Origin of the sequence: Streptomyces sp. MCA2 (assembly GCF_023544705.1) — a bacterium.
GTDB classification, from domain to species: domain Bacteria; phylum Actinomycetota; class Actinomycetes; order Streptomycetales; family Streptomycetaceae; genus Streptomyces; species Streptomyces decoyicus.
Genome location: NZ_JAMJFM010000013.1, coordinates 85,744 through 111,671 on the forward strand (window position 1 = coordinate 85,744; position 25,928 = coordinate 111,671).

Below are 25,928 nucleotides of genomic sequence, written 5' to 3' on the forward strand. Positions count from 1 at the left end.
GTTCAACCGACGGCGGGCGTGCCATGATTCCCGTTGTTCGATATTCGTGGACGAGGACGAGGGAGTCACGTCGTGCCAGGTGAGAATCTGTCCCGGGACGAGGCACGTGAGCGGGGTCGGCTGCTGAGCGTCGACGCCTACGACGTGGTGCTGGACGTCCGCTCAGCGGTCGCCTCCGGTGCGGACGCGGAGACCTTCCGCTCCCGGACGACGCTGCGCTTCCGCTGCGCCGAGCCCGGCGCCTCGACCTTCGCGGACCTGCTGGCGCCGTCGGTCAGCTCCGTCACCCTCAACGGCCGGGAGCTGGACCCCGCGGCGGTCTTCGACGGCACCCGGATCGCGCTGGACTCCCTGGCCGCCGAGAACACCCTCGTCGTCGACGCACAGTGCGCCTACAGCCGGACCGGTGAGGGCCTGCACCGCTTCGTGGACCCCGAGGACGGCGAGGTCTACCTCTACACCCAGTACGAGCCGGCCGACTCCCGGCGGGTTTTCGCCAACTTCGAACAGCCCGACCTGAAGGCCCCGTTCACCTTCGAGGTGACCGCCCCCGAGGGCTGGCGAGTGCTCAGCAACGGTGCGCAGCAGGGCGAGGCCGAGGGCGGCCGGCACCGTTTCGCCGTGACCGAGCCGATCTCGACGTACATCACGGCCGTGGTCGCCGGCCCGTACCACTACGTCTCCGACACCTACCGCCGCACCTTCGAGGACGGCACCGAGCTGGAGATCCCGCTGGGCGCACTGTGCCGCAAGGGCCTGGCCAAGCACTTCGACGCGGACGACATCTTCACCGTCACCAAGCAGGGCCTGGACTTCTTCCACGACCACTTCGACTTCCCGTACCCCTTCGGGAAGTACGACAGCGCCTTCGTCCCGGAGTACAACCTCGGGGCCATGGAGAACCCGGGCTGTGTCACCTTCCGCGAGGAGTTCATCTTCCGCGGCAAGGTGACCGAGGCGTCCTATGAAGGACGGGCCAACGTCATCCTCCACGAGATGGCGCACATGTGGTTCGGCGATCTGGTCACCATGCAGTGGTGGGACGACCTGTGGCTCAAGGAGTCCTACGCGGACTTCATGGGCGCCTTCGCGCTGGTGGGGGCGACCCGCTTCACCAACGGCTGGATCACCTTCGCCAACCGCCGCAAGTCCTGGGCCTACCGCGCCGACCAGCTGCCCTCCACCCACCCGGTCACCGCCGACATCCGTGACCTGGAGGACGCCAAGCTCAACTTCGACGGCATCACCTACGCCAAGGGCGCCGCGGTCCTCAAGCAGCTGGTGGCGTACGTGGGGCAGGACGCCTTCCTGGAGGGCGCGCGGCGCTACTTCAAGCGGCACGCCTACGGCAACACCCGGCTGACGGATCTGCTGGCGGTGCTTGAGGAGACCTCCGGCCGGGACCTGGCCGCCTGGTCCCGGGCCTGGCTGGAGACCGCGGGCGTCAACTCCCTCACCCCGCAGGTCACTTACGACGCCCAGGACCGGATCACCGAGCTGAGCATCCTCCAGGAGGCGGCGCCCTCGCACCCGCAGCTGCGGCCGCACCGGGTCGCGGTCGGTCTCTACCGGCGGCAGACCGCGTTCTCCGGGGGCGGGGACTCGGCGCTGGTGCGCTACGCCCGCGCCGAGGTGGACGTCTCCGGGCCGCGGACCACCGTGCCCGAGCTGGCCGGTCTCGAACGGCCCGAGCTGGTGCTGGTCAACGACGAGGACCTGACCTACGCGAAGATCCGTTTCGACGAGGGTTCGCTGGCGACCCTGCGGGCCCGGCTCGGCGAGCTGGCCGACCCGATGGCACGGGCGCTGTGCTGGGCCGCGCTGTGGGGCCTGACCCGTGACGGGCTGATGCCGGCCCGCGACTACCTCGATCTGGTGCGGCGGTTCGCCGGCCGGGAGACCGACATCGGCGTGCTCCAGTCCCTGCACGGGCAGGCCCAGACGGCGCTGGAGCAGTACTCCGCGCCCCAGGACCAGGAGCGCGCCGCCCGGGACCTGGCCGAAGGCACGCTGCACGAACTCCGGCTGGCCCCGCCCGGCAGCGACCACCAGCTCGCCTGGGCCCGGCACTTCATCGCCCTCGCCGCCTCCCCCGCCGATCTCCAGCTGCTCCAGGGCCTGCTGGCGGGTACGGCGAAGATCGACGGCCTGGACGTGGACCAGGAGCTGCGCTGGACGATCCTGGAGCCGCTGGCCGCGCACGGCGTCGCGGACGAGACCGTGATCGCCGCCGAGCTGGCCCGCGACAACACCGCCTCCGGCAGGCGCCACCAGGTGCGCTGCCTGGCCGCCCGCCCCTCGGCCGAGGTCAAGGCGCAGGCGTGGGCGCAGGTGGTGGAGTCCGACGTGCTCTCCAACGCCCTGGTGGAGGCGACGGACGCCGGGTTCGCGCAGTTCGGGCAGCGGGAGCTGCTGGCCCCGTACCGGCCGCGCTACTTCGCCGCGATCGAGCGGGTGTGGCGGGAGCGCTCCATCGAGATCGCGATGGAGGTGGTGCGCGGGCTGTTCCCGTCCTGGCTGGTGGAGCAGGCCACGCTGGACGCCGCGGACGGCTGGCTGGACGGGCATCCGCAGGCGGCTCCGGCGCTGCGCCGGCTGGTCCTGGAGAAGCGGGACGATCTGGCCCGGGCACTGCGCGCACAGGCTTGTGACGAGGCGGCCGGACCGAGGCCGTAACCCCCGTGGCGACCAGCCCCTTTCGGCAGTCGAACGCCCGTACTTTAGTACAGGGTTGTCCGGTTTGTGGTACGGGCGTGTAACAGCGGTTAGGGGGCGGAGCGGAGGCGGGAATCTCGGGGTCATGAACCACGACACCCCGCTCTCCCCCCTCCCCCTCCAGCACCTCTCCGCCGCGCACCGCCGGGTGATGACCACCCGTCAGCTGCGCGAGCACGGCATCCCCGCGGCGGAGGTCACCGAACGCTGCCGCCCCGGCGGCCCCTGGCAACAGGTGCTCCCCGGCATCTATCTGCTGCACCCGGGACCGCCCACCAGCGAGGACCGGCTGCATGCGGTCCTGCTGTACGCCAGTCACCGGGGGCCGACGGTGCCCCTGCAGGCCACCGCGTCCGGGGACGCCCCCGAGGCGATGATCACGGGGCTGGCGGCGCTCGCCCTGCACGGCTTCGCCGAGGCGCCCCCGCTGCTCGCCCTGGACCGCATCGAGGTGCTGGTGGCCCGCACCCGGCGGCTGCGCTCGACCGGTTTCGCGCGGATCGTGCGGGCGGTGGAGCTGCCCGTCGCGCAGGAGATCACCGGGGTGCCGGCCGCGCCGGTGCCCCGCGCGGTGGCGGACGCGGTCGGCTCGCTCACCGACGCCGCGACGGTGCGCCGGCTGCTGACCGAGGCGGTGCGCGGCGGCCACTGCGAGGCGACCTCGGTGGTACGGGAGCTGAGCCGGGCCCGGCTGCTGACCCGGCCGCATGTGGTGGACGCGGTGGACACCCTGCTGGCCGAGGGCCGGGCGCTGGCCGAGCAGCGGCTCTATGCGATGGTGCGCGCCCACGGGCTGCCCGACCCGCTGTGGAACGTCGAGCTGCGGCTGCCGGGCGGGCCGCACCTGGGCGGGGTGGACGCCTTCTGGCCGGAGCACGCGGTGGCCCTGGAGATCGACACCCGGGCACCGCGCCCCGAGGAGGACCCGCTCCAGTCGCCGTTCTTCCACAAGCGCGAGCACCTGGAGCGGCTCGGCATCACCGTCGTCCGCTGTCTGCCGCGCACCCTGCGCACGGCACCCGAACAGCAGGCCGCGGTGATCCGTACGGCCCTGATGGCGGCCGGGGACCGGGAGCCGAGCGCGTATGTCGCGGTCCTGCCGCGCTAGGGGGATCTCCCCCGGCGCGGGCGCGGTCCCGAGGCCGTCAGCTCCGCTGGAGCAGCAGCTCGACGTTGCGGTCCCCGGCCGTGCCCGCCAGGTCCGTACGGGCCTCGGGGGCGTTGAAGGACAGTTCGCGGTAGAGGGCCGCCAGTCCGGTCTGCGAGAGGTCGCTGAAGTCCGTGCGGTGCGGGGCGGCCGACTCGACCAGGGTGGTGAACAGCGACAGCGTGCCGTCGTGGTTGTCCACCAGCTCGATGACCCGGGCCAGCTGCGGGAAGTCGATGTGCGAGGCGGTGGAGATCTCCCAGAAGCTGCCGTGCGCGGTGATGTCGTTCTTGTGGCTGTGGCCGTTGATCCAGCCGACCACGCCGGGGTGGGCGGCGAGCACCTCCACCAGCTCGGCGCCGTCGTGTCGCCGCTCGTGCGGGTGGGCCGGGTCGGGGCGGGTGTTGTTCATCGTCTTGCTGGTGTGGTGGCTGAAGACCAGCACATGCGCCTTCTCCCCCTTCTCGTTCTCCTTCAGCGTCCGCTCCAGCCAGCGCAGTTGGGCGTCACCGACCGAGCCGGTGTAGTGGCCGCCGGGGTCGGTGGTGTCCAGGCTGATCCCGAGGACGTCGTCGGAGACCCGGAAGGTGTAGTAGAGGCGGTTCCCGTCGAGATGCGCGGAGGTGTAGCCGTGGCCGTGCGGGCCGGGGCCGGTGTGCGCCGGGTCGAGGTGGGCGCGCAGATACTCGGCCCGCGTGAAGGGGGCGCGCCGCTCGTCGGGGGTGACCCTCCTGGACTGCTTGGTGTGTGAGGTCAGCAGCCGCTTGAAGTCCGCGCCCTTGGGGTCGAGGCCGTCCTTGACCGCCTTCCAGACCTTCGCGGCCTCGGCGGCGGGCAGCGTCTCCAGCTTGCGGCCGCCGGTGGCGGTCTCGGTCCAGAAGGGGTCGCCGGGGGCGTAGCAGCCGCCGGGCAGCGAGTCGTGGTTGCCGACCGTCGAGTACCAGGGCAGCCGCAGCCCCGGGCTGTGGACGGTGCGGATCGCGGCCTCCAGGAACCCGTCCAGCCGCGGGAAGCCCTGCTGCTTGTCGGCGTCGCGCAGCGCGCTGTCCGGCTGCCAGTACAGCTTCAGCCCGCTGTCCTGGACGCCTTCGTAGCGGCGCGGGTCGCCGGAATTCGGGGTGATCCGGCCACCGCTCATCGCGGTCAGGAACCACTCCAGCTCCAGCTTGGAGTTGTTGTCGGTGTTGTCCCCGGTGGTCATCACGAAGGACAGCGGGGCGCCGGTGGCGGGCCCGCCGGGCAGCGCGTTGACCCGCTCGATCAGCGAGACCACACCGGCCACCGACAGCGCCTCCTGCGGCCGCCAGGCGCTGGCGGTCTCGGCGCGCAGGTACTCGTAGCGCAGCGGGCTCTGCACATCGACCAGGTGCAGGTCGGTGAACTGGACGAACGACGCCAGCGCGGTGCGCCGCTCGGCCCGCCCGCCGTGTGCGGTGGCCAGATCGGCGCGGACGACCCGGTTCCAGGCGGGGCCGTCGGCGAGCCTGCGGTAGCCGCCGCTGCCGCGCGGGGCGGACACGCCGGCAAGCGTGGTCCCCCGGGTGTACGGCGTACGGGGGACGGCGGGCGCATCGACCGGGACGGGCGCGGCCGGGGCCGGGCCGGAGGTGACGGTGGCGGCCTGCGCCGGCCGGTCCGGGCCGACGCCGAAGGCGAGCCCCAGCCCGGTGGCGGCGCCGACGGCCCCGGTGGCGGTGAGGAACGTACGGCGGTCGAAGGTGGCGGCGGACCGTATACGGGACATACGCGGGCTCCCCGGGTGCGAACGCGAAGGCGGCCGGGCAGCACAACTGCCCTGTCACCTGGGATGGTTGGCATCGGGGATGACCTGAGTGTGAACGCCACCGCAACGCGGGGAACCCATCACCGCACGGGGAGCTGCCGGCCACCGGCCGGTCACGGAGCGCTGCCCGGGGGTGCGGCAGCCGGTCACCGGATGTTCACCCCGCGGGGTATCCGCAGGGCACGCCCGCGACCGGCCGGGTACGCACAGCGACCATTCCGCCACGCTCTGTCGTAATCCGGCCTTCCGAGCCGCCACGGAATGGAACGGATTGGACAAGGCGACGGGTGTCACACACATGATGGAGGCACTACTGAGCAGGTGTTCCGAGCAGACACCCGAGTCAGGCCAGAAAGAAGGAGTCCCATGAGGATCGGAATCGTCGGAGCCACCGGACAGGTCGGCGGCGTGGTGCGGGGCATCCTCGCCGAGCGGAACTTCCCGGTCGAGCAGCTGCGGCTGTTCGCTTCGTCCCGGTCCGCCGGACGCACGCTGCCCTGGCAGGACACCGAGATCACCGTCGAGGACGCGGCCACCGCCGACTACTCGGCGCTGGACATCGTGATCTTCTCGGCCGGCGGTGCCACCTCCAAGGCGCTGGCGGAGAAGGTCGCCGACGCCGGCCCGGTCGTGATCGACAACTCGTCGGCCTGGCGCCGTGACCCCCAGGTCCCGCTGGTCGTCTCCGAGGTCAACCCGTCGGCGATCACCGAGCGCCCCAAGGGGATCATCGCCAACCCGAACTGCACCACCATGGCCGCGATGCCCGTGCTGCGGCCGCTGCACGACGAGGCCGGTCTGGTCTCGCTGGTCGTCTCCACCTACCAGGCGGTCTCCGGCAGCGGTCTGGCCGGTGTGGAGGAGCTGGACGGCCAGGTCCGCAAGGCCGTCGAACAGGACGCCACCAAGCTGACGCACGACGGCTCGGCCGTGGAGTTCCCCGAGCCGGACAAGTACGTCGCCCCGATCGCCTTCAACGTGCTGCCGATGGCCGGCTCGATCGTCGACGACGGGCTGAACGAGACCGACGAGGAGCAGAAGCTCCGCAACGAGAGCCGCAAGATCCTGGAGATCCCGGACCTGAAGGTGTCCGGCACCTGTGTCCGCGTCCCGGTCTTCACCGGCCACTCGCTCCAGGTCAACGCCCGCTTCGCGCGTCCGATCAGCCCGGCCCGCGCCCAGGAGCTGCTGGCCGGCGCCCCCGGCGTCACCCTCTCCGACGTGCCCACCCCGCTCCAGGCCGCCGGCCAGGACGCGTCCTTCGTGGGCCGGATCCGCGAGGACGAGACCGCCGAGAACGGCCTGTCGCTGTTCCTCTCCAACGACAACCTCCGCAAGGGCGCGGCACTGAACGCCGTCCAGATCGCGGAGCTGGTCGCGGCCGAGCTGCGCGGCTGACCGCCGCACGCACGACACGAGGTGCCCGTACGGAGTCTCCGTACGGGCACCCGTGCGTTCGGGACGGTGCGGCCTCAGGCCCGGCGGACCTCGAACAGGAAGCAGCCGTACTCCACGGCCCGTACGTGCACCAGCGCCACCTCCGGGTCCGCGAACGCCTCGTCGAAGGCCGCGTCGAACCCGGCGGCCGCGTCCTCGGGGATCTCCAGGAGCCGGCCGCCGATGATGTGCCCGTCGGCGTCGTAGCGGCGCACGGTGCGCAGCCCGCCGGGCCGGCCGGCCGGGTAGCCCTCCGCAGTGGCGGTGGCCTCCGGGTCGGCGCAGTCCTCGGCGTGGAGGAACACCGGCCCCGTCTCCTCGTACGCCCCGGGCCGCGCCCCGGTCGTGGCCGCCCAGCGGCGCAGCGGCGCATACGAGACGAGCGCGACCCGCTCACCGGCCCGGATGTCCCGCAGACAGCAGCGCAGCAGACTCCCGACGCAGTCCAGCGGCACCCCGTCCGCACGCGCGGTGAACGGCTCGGCGGGCCGCCCGGCGTCGTCGGTGCCGCGCAGTTCCTTGAGGGCGGTGGGAGGGATGGGAAGAGGGGTGTAGGTCGTCATGCGGCCAGCATCGGGCCCTGCCGTGGGGGCGTGCTGGCGGCAATCGGACGCCGTGGTCGTGCGCCGCGGTCCCTCGGGGCGCCAGGTGCCGGCGCGGTGCTGTGCCGGGACTGCGCCCACCTCCGGAAATACGCCCCCTCCTGAGTCCCTGGCCACATGGAAGGATGGCCGAAAGTTCCGATGCAATGACCAATGCGAAGGAGACGAACGGGTGCCTGGCACGAATCTGACCCGCGACGAGGCGCAGCAGCGGGCGCGCCTGCTGACCGTGGATGCGTATGAGGTCGAGCTCGACCTCTCCGGCGCGCAGGAGGGGGGAGAGGCGGACGGCAGCGGCCACGGCACGTTCCGGTCCGTGACCACGGTGCGGTTCGACTCGGCCGAGGCGGGCGCGGACTCCTTCATCGACCTGGTCGCGCCGGCCGTGCACGAGGTGCTGCTGAACGGCGAGGCGCTCGATGCGGGCGAGGTGTTCAAGGATTCGCGGATCGCACTGACCGGGCTGCGGGCCGGCCGCAACGAAGTGCGGGTCGTGGCGGACTGCGCCTACACCAACACCGGTGAGGGGCTGCACCGCTTTGTCGACCCGGTGGACCAGCAGGCCTATCTGTACACGCAGTTCGAGGTGCCGGACGCGCGGCGGGTGTACGCGTCCTTCGAACAGCCGGATCTGAAGGCGACCTTCCAGTTCACCGTGAAGGCCCCGGAGGGCTGGACGGTGATCTCCAACTCGCCGACGCCGGAGCCGAGCGGCACCGTCTGGCGCTTCGAGCCGACGCCGCGGATCTCGACCTACATCACGGCGCTGATCGCCGGTCCGTACCACAGCGTGCACAGCACCTACGAGAAGGACGGGCGGACGGTGCCGCTGGGCATCTACTGCCGGCCGTCGCTGGCCGAGCACCTCGACGCGGAGGAGATCTTCGCGGTCACCCGCCAGGGCTTCGACTGGTTCCAGGAGAAGTTCGACTACGCCTACCCGTTCGCGAAGTACGACCAGCTCTTCGTGCCGGAGTTCAACGCCGGCGCGATGGAGAACGCGGGCGCGGTGACCATTCGCGACCAGTACGTCTTCCGGTCGAAGGTGACGGACGCGGCGTACGAGGTGCGGGCGGAGACGATCCTGCACGAGCTGGCGCACATGTGGTTCGGCGACCTGGTCACCATGGAGTGGTGGAACGACCTGTGGCTGAACGAGTCGTTCGCCACCTACACCTCGATCGCCTGCCAGGCCTACGCCCCGGGTTCGAGGTGGCCGCACTCGTGGACGACGTTCGCCAACTCCATGAAGACCTGGGCCTACCGGCAGGACCAGCTGCCGTCCACGCACCCGATCATGGCCGAGATCAACGACCTCGACGATGTGCTGGTCAACTTCGACGGCATCACCTACGCCAAGGGCGCCAGCGTCCTCAAGCAGCTGGTCGCCTACGTCGGCATGGACGAGTTCTTCCAGGGCGTACAGGCCTACTTCAAGGCGCACGCCTACGGGAACACCCGGCTGTCGGACCTGCTCGGCGCGCTGGAGGAGACCAGCGGGCGGGATCTGAAGACCTGGTCGAAGAAGTGGCTGGAGACGGCGGGGATCAACATCCTGCGGCCGGAGATCGAGGTGGACGCCCAGGGCGTGATCACCTCCTTCGCGGTCAAGCAGGAGGCCCCGGCGCTGCCGGCCGGCGCCAAGGGCGAGCCGGTACTGCGGCCGCACCGGATCGCGGTCGGCGTCTACGAGCTGGAGGGCGGCAAGCTGGTCCGCACCGAGCGGATCGAGCTGGACGTGGACGGCGAACTGACCGCCGTGCCCCAGCTGGTGGGCAAGGCGCGGCCGGCCGTCATCCTCCTCAACGACGACGATCTGTCATACGCCAAGGTCCGGCTGGACGAGGAGTCGCTGAAGACCGTCACCGAGCACCTCGGCGACTTCACCGAGTCGCTGCCGCGCGCCCTGTCGTGGGCGTCGGCCTGGGACATGACGCGGGACGGCGAACTGGCCACCCGCGACTATCTGTCGCTGGTGCTGTCCGGTATCGGCAAGGAGTCGGACATCGGCGTCGTCCAGTCGCTGCACCGCCAGGTGAAGCTGGCGCTGGACCTGTACGCGGCACCGGAGTGGCGTGAGACGGGGCTGGCCACCTGGACCGCGGCGTCCCTGGAACAGCTGCGGGCGGCCGAGCCGGGCAGCGACCACCAGCTGGCGTGGGCCCGCGCGTTCGCCGCCGCGGCCCGTACGGATGAGCAGCTCGACCTGCTCCAGGGCCTGTTGGAGGGCACCGAGGAGGTCTCCGGGCTCGCCGTGGACACCGAGCTGCGCTGGGCGCTGGTGCACCGGCTGGCCGCCACCGGCCGCGCGGACGAGAAGACCATCGCCGCGGAGCTGGACCGGGACAAGACCTCGGCGGGCGAGCGGTATGCCGCGTCCGCGCGCGCGGCGCGTCCGACGGCGGAGGCGAAGGACGGGGCCTGGGCCTCGGTGGTGGAGTCCGACCAGCTCCCCAACTCCCTCCAGGAGTCCGTCATCGGCGGCTTCGTGCAGACCGACCAGCGCGAGCTGCTGGCGCCGTACACCGCGAAGTACTTCGCCGCGGTGAAGGACATCTGGAACTCCCGCAGCCATGAGATGGCGCAGCAGATCGCGGTGGGTCTCTACCCGGCGCTCCAGGTCTCGCAGGAGACGCTGGACGCCACGGATGCCTGGCTGGCGTCGGCCGAGCCGAGCGCGGCACTGCGCCGGCTGATGACCGAGTCGCGGGCGGGGATCGAGCGGGCGCTGAAGGCGCAGAAGGCCGACGCGGCGGCCTAGTCGTCCGACGTGATGGTCCCGCCGTCGCGGATTCCGCCGGACCCTCGTGAGGGGGGCCGCGCGCCGTGGCGGCGGGATTTTCTTCCGCCGCCACGGCGCGTGACGCCGCCCCTCCCGCGGCGCCCGGCCGACGAAGGCGGTGCGGTCAGCCGTTCAGGGCGTCGAAGCGGCGGCCGAGGGCGGCGCGGCCCTCCTCGGTGAAGGCGCCGTGCAGGCGCATCCGCGCGAGGCCGCCGTCGGGGAAGACATCGAGCCGTACGTGGGTGGCGGTGACGGCCCGCGGCAGCGGGAAGCGGTGCGGGGTGTCGGGCTGGAGCCTGGTCCTCGGCAGGATCTCGAACCAGGAGGCCTCGTCGGACGGGTCGCCGTCGCACCCGGACAGGGCGGCCCAGCCCGCGGAGTTGCCCTTGAGGTAGGCGGTGTCGATCTCCACGGCGCGGATCTCGCCCTGCGCGGCGAGACGGAAGCGCACCCAGTCGTGGGTGCCCCTGACCCGGCGGCGGCGGTTCTCCCAGCCGTCGTCCATCTTGCGGGACAGATCGGGCTGGATGATCTGGGTGGGCGAGGAGTAGAAGCGGTCGGAGGCGTCCTCGACGGTGCCGCCGTGCAGGACGGAGGCCAGGTCGAGGGTGCCGAGCGCATCGAGCCACTCCGGGTCCGGCACGACCTCGCCGTGGACCCGGAGGCGCGCTATCCCGCCGTCGGGGTGCTGCTTGAGCCGCAGGTGGGTGAAGCGCCGCTCCACGGTGACCTCGAAGCCGTTGGCGGCGTGGCCCCGGACGGGGGTGCGCGGGACCAGCTCCTCCCACTTCACGCCGTCGGCGAGCAGTTCCTCGGGGCCGGGGCTGCCGGGGAGCGCGGTGGCCTCGACGCTGACCTGCTGCGGGTAGTTGCCGCGGAAGTGCGCGGTGTCGACGACGATCCCGCGGATCACGCCGGGCGCGGCGAGGCGGATCAGCGCCCAGTCGTGCTCGTCCTCGGCCGGGAAGGGGTTCTCACCGTCGGTGCCGCGGCGGCGCCGGGTCTCCCAGCCGTCCATGATCTTGCCCTTGTGGCCGAAGCGCTCGGGGTCGAAGACCGCCGGCGTGGGCGTCAGCAGATTCTCGCGCTCGGCGAAGAACTCGTCGTTCGCGGCGATCACTCCGGCGCCGAAGCGGCGGTCGGCGAGATCGACGAGCGAGGTGAAGGGGAAGTCCCCGCCGCGGTAGTCGGCATAGGGGTCTCCGCCACCGTACGGACTGGCGTCGTTGGCGTGCGGATCAGTGGAGTCGGCGGCCGGGCTGGCGGTCATCGTTGCCTTTCGACGGCTGGGGAGGTGCGGACCGCTCCACGGTCGCAGCGGACCACCCCTCAGGTCCATCGAAAGTTTTTGAGGAATACGTTCAGCTGAGCTGAATGGTCGGGTCTTCCGGCGTCTGGTCGGCGGCCGCCTGCCGGAGCGCGGCCAGCACCCGGGCCGGGCCCGGCGCCCCTTCGGAGCCGCGCCGGGCGGCGGCGACCACATGGCGGCGCGGCTGGTCGGCGTGCAGCACCCGCAGCGCCACTCCCCCGCCGCCGCGCCCGGCCCGTAGGGCATCTCCCCCCGCCCCGCGCCCGACGGCGCCGAGACCGCCCGCCATCGCCATCCGGGGCACCAGCGCCACGCCCATCCCCGCCGCGACCATCGCCCAGATCGCGCTCCAGTCGGCGGCGGCATGCGCCTGCTCGGGCACGAACCCGGCGTTCTCGCAGGCGGTGGTGGTGATCTGGGACCAGGGCCCGCTGCTGCCGAAGATCCACGGCTCGTCCGCCAGATCGGCCAGCCGCAGCCCCGGCTCGGCGGCCAGCGGATGGCCGGCCGGCAGCGCCACGTCCAGCGGGTCGGCGAGCAGCGAGACCCGGCTGAACTTGGGGTCGCGCGGGGTGGGGGCGTGCGCGGCCAGCGACAGCGCCAGATCGACGCTGCCCTCCGCGAGCAGCTCGTAGGCGGCCTCCGCCTCCGCCTCCCGTACGGCGACCGACAGGCCCGGGTGGCTGCGGCGCAGCTCCTGGACGGCCGGGACCACCAGCGCGGGGATGGCGGTGGAGAACGCGCCGACCCGCACCTGGCCCGCCTCGCCCTGGAGGTAGCCGAGCAGGTCCGCGTCCGCGCGCTCCAGCTGGGCGAAGACCGCCTCGGCGTGCCGCAGCACCAGCTGCGCCGCGCCGGTCAGCCGCACCCGCCGGCCGTGCGCCTCCAGGAGCGTGACCCCGAGCGCCTTGGCCAGGCCGGTCAGCTGCTGGGAGACCGCCGAGGGCGTCATGTGCAGCGCCTCGGCGGTCGCGGTGACCGTGCCCAGCTCGTGGAGGGTGCGCAGGATGCGCAGCTTCTTGAGGTCCCAGTCGGCCATGCGGGCAGCGTACGCACCCGCCGCGGCCGCCCGCCCGCGGGCGACGGCAGCCGGAAGCCGGCCGGGGCCGGCCGTCAGGCGCGGCGGTTGGCCTCGCGGCGGGCGAGGATGGCGGCCTGGCGCTCGTCGAACTTCCGCGCCTGGCTGTCCAGACCGTCCATGAACAGCCCGAGCTCCTCCTGCGCCGCCAGCCCGGCCGGGCCGAGCCCGCCGATCTCCAGCACCTTCAGATAGCGCAGCACCGGCTGGAGCACATCGTCGTGGTGGATCCGCATGTTGTAGATCCCGCCGATGGCCATCCGGGCGGCCGACCGCTCGAAGCCGGGCATGCCGTGGCCGGGCATCCGGAAGCCGGTGACGACGTCGCGCACCGCGCACATGGTCTGGTCGGGCGCCATCTCGAAGGCCGCGCCGAGGAGGTTGCGGTAGAAGACCATGTGGAGGTTCTCGTCGGTGGCGATCCGGGCCAGCATCCGGTCACAGACCGGGTCGCCGGAGTGGTGGCCGGTGTTGCGGTGCGAGATCCGGGTGGCCAGCTCCTGGAAGGCGACGTACGCCACCGAGTGCAGCATGCTGTGCGCGTTGTCGGACTCGAAGCCCTCCGACATGTGGGCCATGCGGAACTGCTCCAGCTGGTCCGGGTCCACGGCACGGCTGGTGAGCAGGTAGTCCCGCATCACGATGCCGTGCCGGCCCTCCTCGGCGGTCCAGCGGTGCACCCAGGTGCCCCAGGCGCCGTCGCGGCCGAAGAGGGTGGCGATCTCGTGGTGGTAGCTGGGGAGGTTGTCCTCGGTGAGGAGGTTGACCACGAGGGCGATCCGGCCGATGTCGCTGACCTTGGACTGCGCGGGGTCCCAGGCCTCGCCGTCCAGCGGCCCGGGGAAGTTGCGCCCGTCGCTCCACGGCACGTACTCGTGGGGCATCCAGTCCTTGGCGATCTTCAGATGGCGGTTGAGTTCCTTCTCGACGACCTCTTCGAGCGCGTAGAGGAGCTGAGCGTCGCTCCAGGCGGCCTGGCCGAGCTCTCCGTTATGGCGGGCGGGGGCGATGGTCACGGGGGAACTCCTGGGGACGATGACCTACGGGTCCGTAGGTTTGACCTACGGACCCGTAGGTTACGTCATCGTAGGTTAGGGCCGGTTAAACACCTCCCCCTGTTCAAACCGGTCGAAAAGCGCTCGTTAGCCGCTCGACAACCCGTTTTTCACCTGCGGAAATATCCGAGTACGACAAAGGGCGCCGCACGGTTCTTGTCACCGTCCGGCGCCCGGTCCGGGCATGACGAAGGGCGCCCCGCGGTCGTGTGACCGTGGGGCGCCCTGAAGCGTCACTGGTGCCCGGCGTCAGCCCTCGGACTTGGCCTGCTTGCGGGGCTTGTCGCTCGCGACGACCAGCCCGGCGATGACCAGGAAGAGCACGATGGGTGCAGCGACATAGAGGCCGAGCGTCTCGATCACGCTCAGACCCGGACCCGGGTCGTCACCATCGTCGCGGGTGAGCGCAAACGCGGGGGACGACATCAGCAGCATCAGCGCGGTGCCGGCGGTGATGGTTCCGGCGCGCAGGACATTCTTATTGACCTTGTTGCTCACGAAGTCAACGTATCGGACGCCCCGGTGCCCCGCGCGCCCGGGGTGGCACAACCGGCGGACCCGGCCGTGCCACACCCGCTCAGCCGCCCGCGGCCCGGCTCCGGTGCAGCGTCACCGGGGCGAGCCGGACCGGCCCGCGGGACTCCTCGACGGTGACCCGCACGGCGTCCGCGGTCACCGGCTGCCCGAGCGTCAGGATCCGCCGGTGCCCGATGGTCGTGCCCCGGGCGAGCGTCGTCCACGTCCCGCCGGACCGCGCCTGTACGGAGAACCGCTCGACCCGCTGACCGTGGCGGATGTCCTCGGCGAGCCCGATCCGGTCGAAGGTCCGGGGCCCGGGTCCGGCCGCCCGCAGGTCCCTGCCGTAGGTCTCGCGTACGGCGGTCCCGAACGCGGTGAGCGAGGTGACGTCCTCGGCGGCGATCCGGCCGTCCCTGGCGGGCGGGACGTTCAGCAGCAGCGAGGCGTTGCGCCCCACGCTCTTCTCGTAGAGGTCCATCAGCTGCGCCGGGCTCTTGGGGCGTTCGCCGGGGTGGTGGAACCAGCCGGGGCGCAGCGAGACATCGGCCTCGGCCGGGTACCACTGGAGGTACTTGGTGGTGGGCGCGAGGAGCTTGGCGCGGGAGCCGATGTCGGGGTCGGTGGAGTCGTTCGGCAGTCCGCCGGCCATCACGGTCCAGGGGTCCGCGGCGGAGGGGGTGACGCTCCACTCCGTCTCCCGGGCGATGCCCTTCTCGTTGCCGACCCAGCGGGCGCCCTGCGGACCGGCGAAGACGACGGTGTCCGGGGAGAGCCGGTGGATCAGGCGGAACCACTGGGCGACGTCGTACTTCTGCGTGATGCCGGAGTCCGTCCAGGGGTTCGCGCCGTCCAGCCACAGCTCGTCGAGCGGGCCGTACTGGGTGAACAGCTCGTAGACCTGGTTGAGGTAGTAGGCGTCGTAGTCGTCCGCCCGGACGTGGAAGACGGGCAGCCGGCCGCCGCGGACGGCGGCGGCGCGGTCGTCGCCGGGGACCAGGGTGGGGATGGTGCGCTCGGTGACCTTGCTGCCGTTGCCGAAGCGGCCCAGGCCGCGGGGCGCCCGGTCGCCGTCCTCCAGGGCGACCCGCTCGGGCAGGCTGAGCGGCGTGCCCTCCTGCTGCTTCCTGCGGATCTCCTCGACCCACTGCGCGTGCCAGGCGTGCGGGAGTTCGGCGCCGTCGGAGGGCGAGAGGTAGATCCCGACCTTCAGTCCGGCTCTGCGGGCGGCCTTGACGTACGCACCGACGACATCGGGGCGGCCGGGGCTCGCCGCGACGGAGTGCGGGGTGTAGCGGCTGGGGTAGAGCACGAACCCGTCGTGGTGCTTGGCGGTGAGCATCACCTGCTCGGCGCCTGCCGCCTTGTATGCGCGCATCCACTGGCCGGCGTCGATACGGGAGCGGCCGGAGACATCGAAGAGCTTCTCGTCCTCGGCGCCGGAGCCCCATTCACGGTCCGTGAAGGTGTTCATTCCGAAGTGGGTGAAGGCCGTGACCTCCCGTTTCTGCCAGGCGAGTTGCCCCTTGGTGGGGACGATATGGGCGGCCTTGTCGATGATCCGGGCGGGAGTGTCGCAGGGCTCGACGGCCAGCTGGGAGGCGGGGCGTACGGGGCGGTCGCAGGGGCCGGCGGCGGTCGGCGGCGACTGGGCCAGGGAGCCGGTGACGGGGACGAGCGCGGCGGCCGCCGTGAGCGTGAGCACGCACAGCGTCCGCCGGGTGCGGCGAAGTTCCATGGTTCCCTCCAACTCGCCGACCACGTAAGGCGAATGGTCGGATGTCTGGATGGTGTCCACGGCATGGTGCCGGACGGCACGACGTACCGGAAGGGTGTGTGCAACGGCGGATTCCCGGGGTATCCGGCCCTGTTCCGTGGACGGGACTACCGCTGGCCGTCGGACAATTCCCGCATCAGCGCATGCAGACGGGGCGAGGCGGCCAGCTCCTCCAGGGTGTGCGGCCGCCCGTCGGGACCGGCGATCGGAAGCCGCCAGTTCGGATATTCATCCCATGTCCCGGGGAGGTTCTGCGGGCGCCGGTCCCCCACCGCATCCGGCAGCCAGATGCCCACCATCCGCGCCGGGGTGCACAGCAGAAAGCGGTGTACGGCCCTGACCGCCGCCTCCTCGTCGCCCGCCCCCTCGGGCAGCAGCCCGCGCCGCACCAACTCCCGCAGCCACTCGGCACGTTCGTACCGGGCGCGGGCGTGCTCCCGCTCCGGCGGCCCGGCGAGCAGCCCGAGCCGTTCGCGCAGCTCGACGTCCTCGCCGGTCAGCCGGGCCGCGGTGGGCGGCAGATCGTGGGTGGTGACGGTCGCCAGACAGGCACTGCGCCACTCCTGGGGCGCCAGGATGCGGGCCACGCCGGGCCCGCCGGCCGCGCCGGGCCCATCCGCCGCATCCGCCGAGTCGGCCACATCGGCCCGCGGCGCGCCGTCCCGGGTCTCCCCCTGCTCCCCGTCCGCCGCCTCCCGCCCTCCCCCCTCGTCTCCCTGGCCCCTCCGGCCCCCCTCGTCCCCCTGACCTCCCTGGTAATCCCGCTCGAACCACAGCACCGACGTCCCCAGCACGCCTCGTGCGGCGAGCGCGCCCCGTACGCCCGGCTCGACGGTTCCCAGGTCCTCGCCGATCACCACGGCGCCGGCCCGGTGCGCCTCCAGGGCCAGCACCGAGAGCATCGCCTCGCCGTCGTAGCGGACATAGGCGCCCTCCGTCGGCGGGCGGCCCTCCGGGACCCACCACAGCCGGAACAGCCCCATCACATGGTCGATACGCAGCGCCCCGGCATGCCGCAGCAGTCCGCGCAGCAGCTCGCGGTACGGGGCGTAGCCCGCGGCCGCCAGCGCGTCCGGCCGCCAGGGCGGCAGACCCCAGTCCTGGCCGCGGGAGTTGAAGGCGTCCGGCGGCGCCCCGATGGACATCCCGGCGGCGAAGTCGTCCTGCCGCGCCCAGGTGTCGGCGCCGGAGGGATGGACGCCGACGGCGAGGTCGTGCACCAGCCCGATGCCCATCCCGGCCTCCCGCGCGGCCCGTTGCGCGGCGGCCAGCTGCTGGTCGGTGAGCCAGACGAGCCGGCAGTGGAAGTCGATCCGGTCCAGCAGCTGCGGCCGCAGCCGGGCGGTGCCCGGGGAGCGCGGGCCGCGCAGTCCGGCGGGCCAGCGGCGCCAGTCGGGGCCGTGCCGCTCGGCGAGCGCACACCAGGTGGCGTGGTCCTCCAGCGCCTCTCCCTGCTCGGCGAGGAAGTCGCAGTACGCGGCCCGCCGCCCCGGGGTGAGCGGGACCGACCACACCAGCTCCAGGGCCTCGCGCTTGAGCGCCCAGACCGCGTCCCGGTCGATCAGCGCGCCCCCTTCGAGCACCTCGGCGCGCAGCGCACGGGCCCGCGCGGCCAGCTCGTCGGCCCGTAAGCGCGCGGCGCCGGTGAGCTGGGCGTACTCGGGGATGTGTTCGATCCGCAGATGGACCGGGTCGGGGTAGCGGCGCGAGGACGGCCGGTAGGGCGACGGGTCGGTGGGCGGGCCGGGGACGGCCGCATGCAGCGGGTTGAGCTGGACGAAGCCGGTGCCCAGGGCGCGCCCGGACCAGGCGGCCAGATCGGCGAGGTCACCGAGGTCGCCCATGCCCCAGGACTGCCGGGACAGCAGGGAGTACAGCTGTACCAGGAAGCCGTGGCTGCGGCCGGGCGGTGCGGGCACCCGGTCGGGCGCGACGATCAGCCGGGCGCGGCCGCCACGGCCGTCGGGGGCCCGTGCGTGCAGCACATGGACACCCAGGGGCAGCCGGGCGAGCGCCGCCGGATCGGGCGCCCCCAGGTCCTCCGCGGGCCCGCCGTCCTCGGTCTCCACCCGCAGGACGGTGCCTTCGGGGAGACGGGTGAGGTCGGGCGGGCGGTCCGGGCGGGCGACGACGGTGCGGGGAAGCAGTGCGCGGCCCGCGCCGTCCTCGTACGCGGCCAGGGCGGTGCGTACGGCGTGCGGGGTCGAGGCATCGACTCCCAGTGCGGCGAGCACGGCGACGACGGTGTCGTCGGCGATCTGGACGCTCCTGCCCGGCGAGGGGTCGTAGGAGGTGGCGATGCCGTGCAGCCGGGCGAGCCGCGCGCGGCCCATGGGTCCTCAGACCTCCATGGACTCCGTACCCATGCCCGCGGCCGTCGGCTCGCTGGTCAGCGGCAGCTCGGCGGCGATCGGGACCTCGCTGGTCAGCGGCGCGGCGTCGGCGAGCGGGGGCTCGCTGGTCAGGGGCGGCTCGACGAAGCTGTAGGAGCCGGAGCCGTCGAGGCCGGAATCGGGGTCGGACACCCCGTCGAAGATGTCGGGCTCCATCGTCGCACCTCCCGGTTTGGAGGACAGAGCGTCGAGGAGCAGCTGAGCGGATGCGGCCACGAGGGCCTCCCGTTCATCGGTAATGGGACACGTGGGCCCTACCCACTCGACACGATCGCAGACGCATCTGCTCACGAAACGTGACCCACGTCACATTATGCCTCACGCAGGCGATTTCACTGCGGGGAACGACGGCAGGCGCAGAGAACGCGGAAAAGCAGGGCATCTCGACGGAAGTTCTGCGGACCTGCGAGGCCGCGCACATCCGCCCGCGGCACCGGCCGCACCCCGCGCACGGCCGGCCGTCCGGTACCCCCGCCGATGCCTGGTTGACACCCGAACCGTCACAATGGTGGGCTCACCGCCGAAGGTCTGTCCGAACGGGCATCGGCGGGAAAAACGGGGTTGCCGGTGCAGACCGGCAAGTGGGACGGGGACGAGGAGCAGCCGTGCGAGGCCGGGGCGTATGGAGCGTCGGAAGTATCGGTAGGAGCGGCAGGGGGAACGGCGCGGGCGCCCGTGCGCGGGTGGCAGGGACCACCGCGCTGGCCGCCGCGGTCATCGGAGGTCTGCTCGGCGGGGTACCCAGCGCCCAGGCGGCGCCCGCGGACCTCGCCATCGGCGCCCCCGACCAGCCGGAACGGCCGGCCGGCGCCGGGCAGGCGCCCGCCGTCTGGCCGCGCCCGCAGTCGATGCAGGAGCTCGGCGACGCCGTGCCGCTCGGCCGCGAGGCGACGCTGGTGGCCGCGCCGGACGCCGATCCCTACGCGCTGGACGTGCTGCGCGGCCTGCTGCGGGACGCCGGGGTGCACACGGTGCATCGCAAGGCCCCCGGAGACCGGCTGCCCGCGGCCGGACCGGTGATCCGGGTCGGCGGCAAGCAGGCCACGGACGCGCTGCGGGCACTGCGGGCACCGGCCCGCGGGGATCTGCCCGCCGGCGGCTACCGGCTCGCCGTGGGCCAGGTCGCGGGACGCGACACCGTCGCCCTCGACGGCGTCGGCCCCGACGGCCTCTTCCACGCCGCGCAGACACTGCGGCAGCTGGTCACCGACGGCGCACACCGGGAGCTGGCCTCGGTGGCCGTACGGGACTGGCCCGGCACGGCGGTGCGCGGCACCACCGAGGGGTTCTTCGGGCAGCCCTGGACCCAGGCCCAGCGGCTCGCCCAGCTGGACTTCATGGGCCGCACCAAGCAGAACCGCTATCTGTATGCGCCCGGCGACGATCCGTACCGCCAGGCCCGGTGGCGCGACCCCTACCCGGCCGACCGGCGCGCCGAATTCCGGGCGCTGGCCGAGCGGGCCAAGGCCAATCACGTCACGCTGGGCTGGGCCCTCGCGCCGGGCCAGGCGATGTGCTTGTCGTCCGAGGAGGACCTGCGGGCGCTGCGGCGCAAGGTGGACGCGATGTGGGCGCTGGGCGTGCGCTCCTTCCAGCTCCAGTTCCAGGACGTCAGCTACAGCGAATGGCACTGCGACACCGACGCGGAGACCTTCGGCAAGGGGCCGCAGGCCGCGGCCCAGGCACAGGCCCGGGTCGCCGATGCGCTCGCCGACCATCTGGCACGGCGCTACCCGCAGGCCGAGCCGCTGTCGCTGATGCCGACCGAGTACTACCAGGACGGCTCGACGGCGTACCGCCGGGCGCTGTCCGATGCGCTCGGCGACCGGGTCGAGGTGGCCTGGACCGGCGTCGGCGTGGTCCCGCGGACCATCACCGGCGGGGAGCTGTCCGGCGCCCGCCAGGCGTTCGGCCACCCGCTGGTCACCATGGACAACTATCCGGTCAACGACTACGCCCAGGACCGGATCTTCCTCGGCCCCTACCAGGGCCGTGAGCCGGCCGTCGCGACCGGCTCCACCGCGCTGCTCGCCAACGCCATGGAGCAGCCGCTCGCCTCCCGTATCCCGCTGTTCACGGCAGCCGACTACGCGTGGAACCCGCGCGCCTACCACCCGGCGCAGTCCTGGGACGCGGCCATCGACGATCTGGCGGGCGGCGATCCGCGGGCCCGTGCCGCGCTGCGCGCGCTGGCCGGCAACGCCTCGTCCTCGCTGCTGGACCGGACCGAGTCGCGCTATCTGCGGCCCCTGATCGACCGCTTCTGGAAGGCCCGCGAGGCGGCGGTCAACCACGGCCGGCCCGGCCGGGACCCGGATCTGGCCAAGGCGGCCAAGGCGCTGCGGGCCGCGTTCCACACCATGAGCACCGCGCCCCGGGACCTGCATGCGGACCTGGCCGCCGAGATCCGTCCGTGGGCCGAGCAGCTGGCCCGCTACGGCAGCGCCGGCGAACAGGCCGTGGACACGCTGATGGCACAGGCCGACGGCGACGGCGACGCCGCCTGGTCGGCCCAGCGCACGGTGCAGCGGCTGCGCAAGGAGTGCGAACACAGCCCGGCGACGGTCGGCAAGGGGGTGCTGGCACCGTTCCTGGAGCGGGCGATGACCGAGGCCGACGCCTGGACCGGCGCCCGCCACGACACCACCCGGCCCGACGACGACACCGGCCCGACGTCCCTGACCGTCCCCTTCGAGCGGGCCCGCCCGCTGGCCGCGGTCACCGCGCTGACCGATCCGGGCGCGGCCGCCGGCGCCGTCTCCCTGGAGGCGCATGTCCCGGGTGAGGGCTGGCGCCGCCTCGACCGGCTCTCCGCCAGCGGCTGGACCGAGTCGAAAACGCCCCGGCTGCGCGCCGACGCGATGCGGCTGACCTGGGCGAAGGGGGCGGATGTGCCGTCCGTGCACGCCTTCACCCCGTGGTTCGACGACACCCCGGCGGCCGGGCTCGAACTGTCCCGCAAGGAGTCGGACGCGCAGACCGGCGGCAACGCGACGGTGGACGCCCTGATCTACTCCCGCCGCCCCGGCGACGTCCGCGAGAAGCTCACGGTCAAGGCGCCCAAGGGCTTCACCGTGCACGCCCCCGAGGAGGTCACCGCACCGCGCGGCGGCACCGCCACGGTCCGCATCACGGTCGACGTCCCCGAGGGCACCCCCTCCGGGACGTATGAGATCCCGGTGGAATTCGGCGGCGCGCGGCAGACGCTGACCGTGCGGTCGTATCCGCGCACCGGCGGCAAGGACCTGGCGCACGGCACCGTCGCCACCTCCTCCGGGGACGAGACCGCCGACTTCCCGGCCTCGGCGGCCACCGACGGCAACCCCAGGACCCGCTGGTCCTCCACCGCCGAGGACGGCGCCTGGCTCCAGTTCGCGCTGGCCCATCCCACCCGCCTGGGCCGGCTCGTCCTGAACTGGCAGGACGCCTACGCCGCCCGCTACCGCGTCCAGGTCTCGCCGGACGGCCGCAGCTGGCGCACGGCGGCCACGGTCAGGGACGGCAAGGGCGGCCGCGAGTCCGTCCGGATGGACGCCAAGGACGCCCGGTTCGTCCGCATCCAGGGCGACAAGCGGGCCACCCGCTTCGGCTACTCACTGTGGTCGGTGGAGGCGTACGCGGTCACGGACCACAAGTGAACGGCGAGGGCGGTGACGGCCGTCGCGGGCCAGGAGTGAAGGCCGAGCGCGGTGGCTGCCGTCGCGGGCCGCGGGTGAGCCGTACGCGCGCCATGAAGGGCTGTCGCCGCGCACCGTGGATGAGCCGCACCACAGAGGCGGTGCGGGCTGCCGTCGTGGGCGCCGCGAGACCCTCGTCACCACGGCGGTCGGCCATGGGGCGAGGGTCCGGCGGCGTCCGCCCCGGCCGGAGCGAGACGTTCGGCACCACCGTCAGGGACGGAAAAACCCGGACCTACGCCGATACGGCCTCGATCCGGGCAAGGGCGTCATCCGCGCCGTACGGCTGCAAATACGGCAGCCAGCGCGGGTCCCGATGGCCCGTGCCGATGATCCGCCACGCCAGTCCTGACGGCGGAGCGGGCTGATGCCGCAGCCGCCAGCCGATCTCGGCGACATGGCGGTCGGCCTTGACGTGGTTGCAGCGCCGGCAGGCGGCGACGACGTTTTCCCAGGTGTGCTGACCTCCGCGGCTGCGCGGGATGACGTGGTCGACGCTGGTTGCGACGCCACCGCAGTACATACAGCGCCCGCCGTCACGGGCGAACAGCGCCCGGCGGGTCAAGGGAACGGGGCCGCGAAAGGGCACCCGCACGAACCGCTTCAAGCGGACCACGCTCGGAGCAGGGATGACATGGGTCGCGCTGTGCATCAGGGCGCCGGACTCCTCAAGGCTCACAGCCTTCTCATTGAGTACGAGGATGAGCGCGCGGCGGAGCGGTACGACGCCGAGCGGCTCGTACGACGCATTGAGGACCAGGACATGCGGCACGGGTGCCTCCTTGTACGCCGGCGGCGCGTGGCTCGCGCCGGGACGATCTCCCCACAGTGTCCCCCGGTGCCTGCGGAGAGCGCCACCATGACCGAGTAACGGGTCGGAGGTGTTTTCCACCACACACCGGCACGTCCGACCGGATTCGGCTCATTCCGGCCCCCGCACAACTATCCGACTCGAACAAGGGCGCGGACCGCTCCCGTTGCCCCGTTAGTGTGGATGGTCTGCCCGGTTCCTGCGGTCCCACCGAGGCCCGGGTCTGCTGTCCCACACGGAAGGTTCGACTGTGTTCTGGTCCGCTTCGCCGGTCGCCGCCGCGCCCCTGAGCGCCGCCCCGCCCGGCTCATCCGGCCCGACGTCGCTCGACGACGCCACGGACAAGGCCACCAACGCCGCCGGCTGGGTGCAGGAGAACTGGGGGACGTGGCTCACGTCCGGCCTGCAGATCTTGCTGATCATCGTGATCGCGGTGGTGCTGCGGCATGTGATCCGCCGCACCATCACCAAGCTCATCGAGCGGATGAACCGCACCGTGGCTGCCGCCCAGGGCACCGCGCTGGGCGGTCTGCTCGTCAACGCCGAGAGACGCAGACAGCGCTCCGAGGCCATCGGCTCGGTGCTGCGCAGCGTCGCCTCCTTCGTGATCATGGGCACCGCCGCTCTGACGGTGCTCTCCGTCCTGAAGATCAACCTGGCACCGCTGCTGGCCAGCGCGGGTGTGGCCGGTGTCGCCATCGGTTTCGGCGCCCGCAACCTCGTCACCGACTTCCTCTCCGGCGTCTTCATGATCCTTGAGGACCAGTACGGCGTCGGCGACGAGATCGACGCGGGCGTGGCCACCGGTACGGTCATCGAGGTCGGCCTGCGCGTCACCAAGCTGCGCGGCCCCAACGGCGCGATCTGGTACATCCGCAACGGCGAGGTCAAGCGCATCGGCAACCTCAGCCAGGGCTGGTCCACCGCCGCCGTGGACGTCGTGCTCGCCGCCGACCAGGACCTGGAGCGCGCCCGCGAGACCATCACCCGGGCCGGCGAGGAGATGTCCAAGGCCGAGCCCTGGAACGAGCGGCTGTGGGAGTCGGTGGAGGTCCTCGGCCTGAGCGAGGTGCACCTCGACACGGTCACCATCAGCGTCTCGGCCAAGACCATGCCCGGCAAGGCCCTGGGCGTGGAGCGCGAACTGCGCTGGCGCATCAAGCACGCCCTGGACGCCGCCGGTGTCCACCTCGCCCCGCGCCCGGCCCCCGAGGACGAGGAGGAGGAAGCCGCGGACCCCGCCGCCGGCATGGCCGCCCCCTCGGCCCTCAACAACCCGCTGTCCCCGCAGTCCATGGCGACCAGCCCGATCACGTCGCCGTCAAAGATGGGGAAGTAGGCCGGTGTTCCGGGCCTGAGCGCCCGGACCGCACTGTGGAGGGGCGTACCGCCTGAGGGTCGGTACGCCCCTTTTTTGCGCTCTCAGGCGCGGCCCGCTCCGCTCCGTGCCCCCTCCCGTCGCGCCCGTTCCGCCTCCTCCCGCGCCCGCCCGCGCACGGGCAAGTCGCCGCGCCCCACCCATTGACGCCGCCCCGGCCCGCCGCCTACCTTCCTGTTTCATCAATTGGAAGGTTTCCTAACAGATGCTGGCGGGCGTTCCGGCCGCCGGGTGAACGGGGGTGACGGTCATGGCCGGTGGGCAGAGCGTGCAGGGGACGCCCGGGACGCCGCGGGTGTTGCGGGTCATGAACGACCGGGCGGCGCTCGATCTGCTGGTGTCGCAGGGCCCGCTGACCCGTACGCAGATGGGGGAGCTGACCGGTCTGTCCAAGCCCACCGCCTCGCAGCTGCTGGCGCGGCTGGAGGCCGCGGGGCTGGTGCGGACCACCGGGAACGTGACCGGACGGCCGGGGCCCAGTGCGCAGTTGTACGAGATCAACCCGACGGCGGCGCATATCGCCGCGCTGGCCGTCGATCAGCTGGGGATCACGGCCGCGGTCGCCGACATCACCGGACAGGTGCTCGGGGAGGAGCGGGTCGACACCGGCGCCGTTGCCGAGGACGCGCCCCACCGGACCGCGCAGCTGGTCGCGAGGGCCGTCGACGGGGCGCTGGCCAAGGCCGGGCTGGGGCGCGAGGAGCTGCACGGGGCGGTGATCGGCACACCCGGCGCGCTGGACCCGCAGACCGGGCGGCTGCGCTATGCGCCGCATCTGCCGGGCTGGCACTCGCGGGCGCTGAAGGAAGAGCTGGCCGAGGTGCTGGGCACGCCGATCACGATCGAGAACGATGTGAATCTGGCGGCGGTCGCCGAACAGTACGACGGGGCCGCACAGGACTTCGACGACTTCGTGCTGGTGTGGGCCGACGAGGGGGTCGGCGCCGCCATCGTGCTGGGCGGTCAGCTGCTGCGCGGGGCCACCGGCGGCGCGGGCGAGATCGGCTATATGCCGCTGCCCGGCGCCCCGTTGGCCCGTGGCGGCGACCGCAGCGCCGCACAGGCGGACGCCGGCGGCGGCTTCCAGCGGCTCGTCGGCTCGCCCAGCGTGATCGAACTGGCCCGGGAGTACGGGGTCACCGGGGTCCGGACGGTCGCCGGGGCGATGGCGCACGACGAGGTCCGTGCCGAGGTCGCGCGGCGGCTGGCGACCGGGATCGCGGCCGTGGTCGCGGTCGTCGACCCACGGCTGGTGGTGCTCTCCGGCGAGGTCGCCCAGGCCGGCGGGGAGACGCTGCGCGCCCTGGTCGAGGAGGAGTTCACCGGGCTCGCGCTGCCCCGCCCCACGCTGCGTCTGAGCGATATCGACGGCCCTGCGATCCTCATCGGCGCGCTGCGGACGGCGCTCGCGGACGCGCGCGAGGCGGTGTTCCACACCGGCTGAGCGCCTGCCGGACCCGCCGTACGG

17 protein-coding genes are annotated in these 25,928 nt (G+C 72.7%); 7 read left to right on the forward strand and 10 right to left on the reverse strand.

Annotated elements, in window-relative coordinates; all coding sequences use genetic code 11:
• The first annotated feature begins 72 nt into the window (after nt 1–72).
• Complete coding sequence (gene pepN, locus M8I34_RS13490) at nt 73–2,676, forward strand: aminopeptidase N (RefSeq protein WP_250049692.1); 2,604 nt, start codon at nt 73–75, stop codon at nt 2,674–2,676.
• A 124-nt stretch (nt 2,677–2,800) separates the two neighbouring features.
• Complete coding sequence (locus tag M8I34_RS13495) at nt 2,801–3,823, forward strand: hypothetical protein (RefSeq protein ID WP_250049693.1); 1,023 nt, start codon at nt 2,801–2,803, stop codon at nt 3,821–3,823.
• 37 nt (nt 3,824–3,860) lie between these two features.
• Here the strand turns inward: M8I34_RS13495 and M8I34_RS13500 are convergent, their stop codons facing one another.
• Nucleotides 3,861–5,606 (reverse strand): TIGR03767 family metallophosphoesterase, encoded by a 1,746-nt coding sequence (locus tag M8I34_RS13500; protein ID WP_250049694.1) that lies wholly within the window; start codon nt 5,604–5,606, stop codon nt 3,861–3,863.
• A 405-nt stretch (nt 5,607–6,011) separates the two neighbouring features.
• On the opposite strand from M8I34_RS13500, the gene M8I34_RS13505 reads away from it, so the two are divergent.
• On the forward strand, nt 6,012–7,043 hold the full coding sequence (locus tag M8I34_RS13505) for an aspartate-semialdehyde dehydrogenase (RefSeq protein WP_250049695.1): 1,032 nt from the start codon (nt 6,012–6,014) through the stop codon (nt 7,041–7,043).
• Between the two features lie 74 nt (nt 7,044–7,117).
• Here the strand turns inward: M8I34_RS13505 and M8I34_RS13510 are convergent, their stop codons facing one another.
• The gene (locus tag M8I34_RS13510) at nt 7,118–7,645 is read right to left on the reverse strand and encodes a DUF1203 domain-containing protein (RefSeq protein WP_250049696.1); all 528 of its coding nucleotides are present in this window, start codon (nt 7,643–7,645) and stop codon (nt 7,118–7,120) included.
• Nucleotides 7,646–7,856: 211 nt separating this feature from the next.
• Here M8I34_RS13510 and pepN (M8I34_RS13515) point away from each other — a divergent pair, with 211 nt between their 5' ends.
• Complete coding sequence (gene pepN, locus M8I34_RS13515; protein ID WP_250049697.1) at nt 7,857–10,445, forward strand: aminopeptidase N; 2,589 nt, start codon at nt 7,857–7,859, stop codon at nt 10,443–10,445.
• A 145-nt stretch (nt 10,446–10,590) separates the two neighbouring features.
• Here pepN (M8I34_RS13515) and alc read toward each other — a convergent pair whose 3' ends face one another.
• The 7 genes from alc to M8I34_RS13550 all read right to left on the reverse strand — a co-directional run bounded on the left by alc (nt 10,591) and on the right by M8I34_RS13550 (nt 18,810).
• A complete protein-coding gene (gene alc / locus M8I34_RS13520) occupies nt 10,591–11,736 on the reverse strand; it encodes an allantoicase (protein WP_250049698.1) in 1,146 nt (381 codons plus the stop codon).
• 91 nt (nt 11,737–11,827) lie between these two features.
• Nucleotides 11,828–12,814, reverse strand: coding sequence for a LysR family transcriptional regulator (locus M8I34_RS13525; protein WP_250049699.1), 987 nt, complete (start codon nt 12,812–12,814; stop codon nt 11,828–11,830).
• A gap of 74 nt (nt 12,815–12,888) precedes the next feature.
• Nucleotides 12,889–13,869 carry an acyl-ACP desaturase gene (locus tag M8I34_RS13530; protein ID WP_244414771.1) on the reverse strand — a complete coding sequence of 327 codons (981 nt, stop codon included), beginning with the start codon at nt 13,867–13,869 and terminating at the stop codon, nt 12,889–12,891.
• Between the two features lie 288 nt (nt 13,870–14,157).
• Nucleotides 14,158–14,406: a hypothetical protein gene (locus M8I34_RS13535; protein WP_244414770.1), complete on the reverse strand. Its 249-nt coding sequence runs from the start codon at nt 14,404–14,406 to the stop codon at nt 14,158–14,160.
• 79 nt (nt 14,407–14,485) lie between these two features.
• Nucleotides 14,486–16,162: an alpha-L-fucosidase gene (locus tag M8I34_RS13540; protein WP_250049700.1), complete on the reverse strand. Its 1,677-nt coding sequence runs from the start codon at nt 16,160–16,162 to the stop codon at nt 14,486–14,488.
• Between the two features lie 146 nt (nt 16,163–16,308).
• The gene (malQ, locus tag M8I34_RS13545; protein ID WP_250049701.1) at nt 16,309–18,534 is read right to left on the reverse strand and encodes a 4-alpha-glucanotransferase; all 2,226 of its coding nucleotides are present in this window, start codon (nt 18,532–18,534) and stop codon (nt 16,309–16,311) included.
• 6 nt (nt 18,535–18,540) lie between these two features.
• Nucleotides 18,541–18,810, reverse strand: a complete 270-nt coding sequence (locus tag M8I34_RS13550) for a hypothetical protein (protein WP_026169402.1) — start codon at nt 18,808–18,810, stop codon at nt 18,541–18,543.
• 467 nt (nt 18,811–19,277) lie between these two features.
• Between M8I34_RS13550 and M8I34_RS13555 the strand changes: the two genes are divergently transcribed.
• Nucleotides 19,278–22,232, forward strand: coding sequence for a beta-N-acetylglucosaminidase domain-containing protein (locus tag M8I34_RS13555; RefSeq protein WP_250049702.1), 2,955 nt, complete (start codon nt 19,278–19,280; stop codon nt 22,230–22,232).
• A gap of 274 nt (nt 22,233–22,506) precedes the next feature.
• On the opposite strand, the gene M8I34_RS13560 is transcribed toward M8I34_RS13555, so the two are convergent.
• On the reverse strand, nt 22,507–23,043 hold the full coding sequence (locus M8I34_RS13560) for an HNH endonuclease (protein ID WP_030984321.1): 537 nt from the start codon (nt 23,041–23,043) through the stop codon (nt 22,507–22,509).
• 289 nt (nt 23,044–23,332) lie between these two features.
• Between M8I34_RS13560 and M8I34_RS13565 the strand changes: the two genes are divergently transcribed.
• Entirely contained in the window at nt 23,333–24,421 is a 1,089-nt protein-coding gene (locus M8I34_RS13565) for a mechanosensitive ion channel family protein (protein ID WP_250049703.1), read from the forward strand.
• 289 nt (nt 24,422–24,710) lie between these two features.
• Nucleotides 24,711–25,904, forward strand: a complete 1,194-nt coding sequence (locus M8I34_RS13570; RefSeq protein WP_374210903.1) for an ROK family protein — start codon at nt 24,711–24,713, stop codon at nt 25,902–25,904.
• The last annotated feature ends 24 nt before the right edge of the window (nt 25,905–25,928 follow it).

Excerpts from the sequence above, each read along its gene's own strand:
- M8I34_RS13570 (WP_374210903.1), top strand. The coding sequence starts at position 24,711 with ATGGCCGGTGGGCAGAGCGTGCAGGGGACGCCCGGGACGCCGCGGGTG.
- malQ (WP_250049701.1), bottom strand. The coding sequence starts at position 18,534 with ATGGGCCGCGCGCGGCTCGCCCGGCTGCACGGCATCGCCACCTCCTAC.
- M8I34_RS13540 (WP_250049700.1), bottom strand. The coding sequence starts at position 16,162 with ATGGAACTTCGCCGCACCCGGCGGACGCTGTGCGTGCTCACGCTCACG.
- M8I34_RS13510 (WP_250049696.1), bottom strand. The coding sequence starts at position 7,645 with ATGACGACCTACACCCCTCTTCCCATCCCTCCCACCGCCCTCAAGGAA.
- M8I34_RS13505 (WP_250049695.1), top strand. The coding sequence starts at position 6,012 with ATGAGGATCGGAATCGTCGGAGCCACCGGACAGGTCGGCGGCGTGGTG.
- alc (WP_250049698.1), bottom strand. The coding sequence starts at position 11,736 with ATGACCGCCAGCCCGGCCGCCGACTCCACTGATCCGCACGCCAACGAC.
- M8I34_RS13495 (WP_250049693.1), top strand. The coding sequence starts at position 2,801 with ATGAACCACGACACCCCGCTCTCCCCCCTCCCCCTCCAGCACCTCTCC.
- M8I34_RS13525 (WP_250049699.1), bottom strand. The coding sequence starts at position 12,814 with ATGGCCGACTGGGACCTCAAGAAGCTGCGCATCCTGCGCACCCTCCAC.
- M8I34_RS13500 (WP_250049694.1), bottom strand. The coding sequence starts at position 5,606 with ATGTCCCGTATACGGTCCGCCGCCACCTTCGACCGCCGTACGTTCCTC.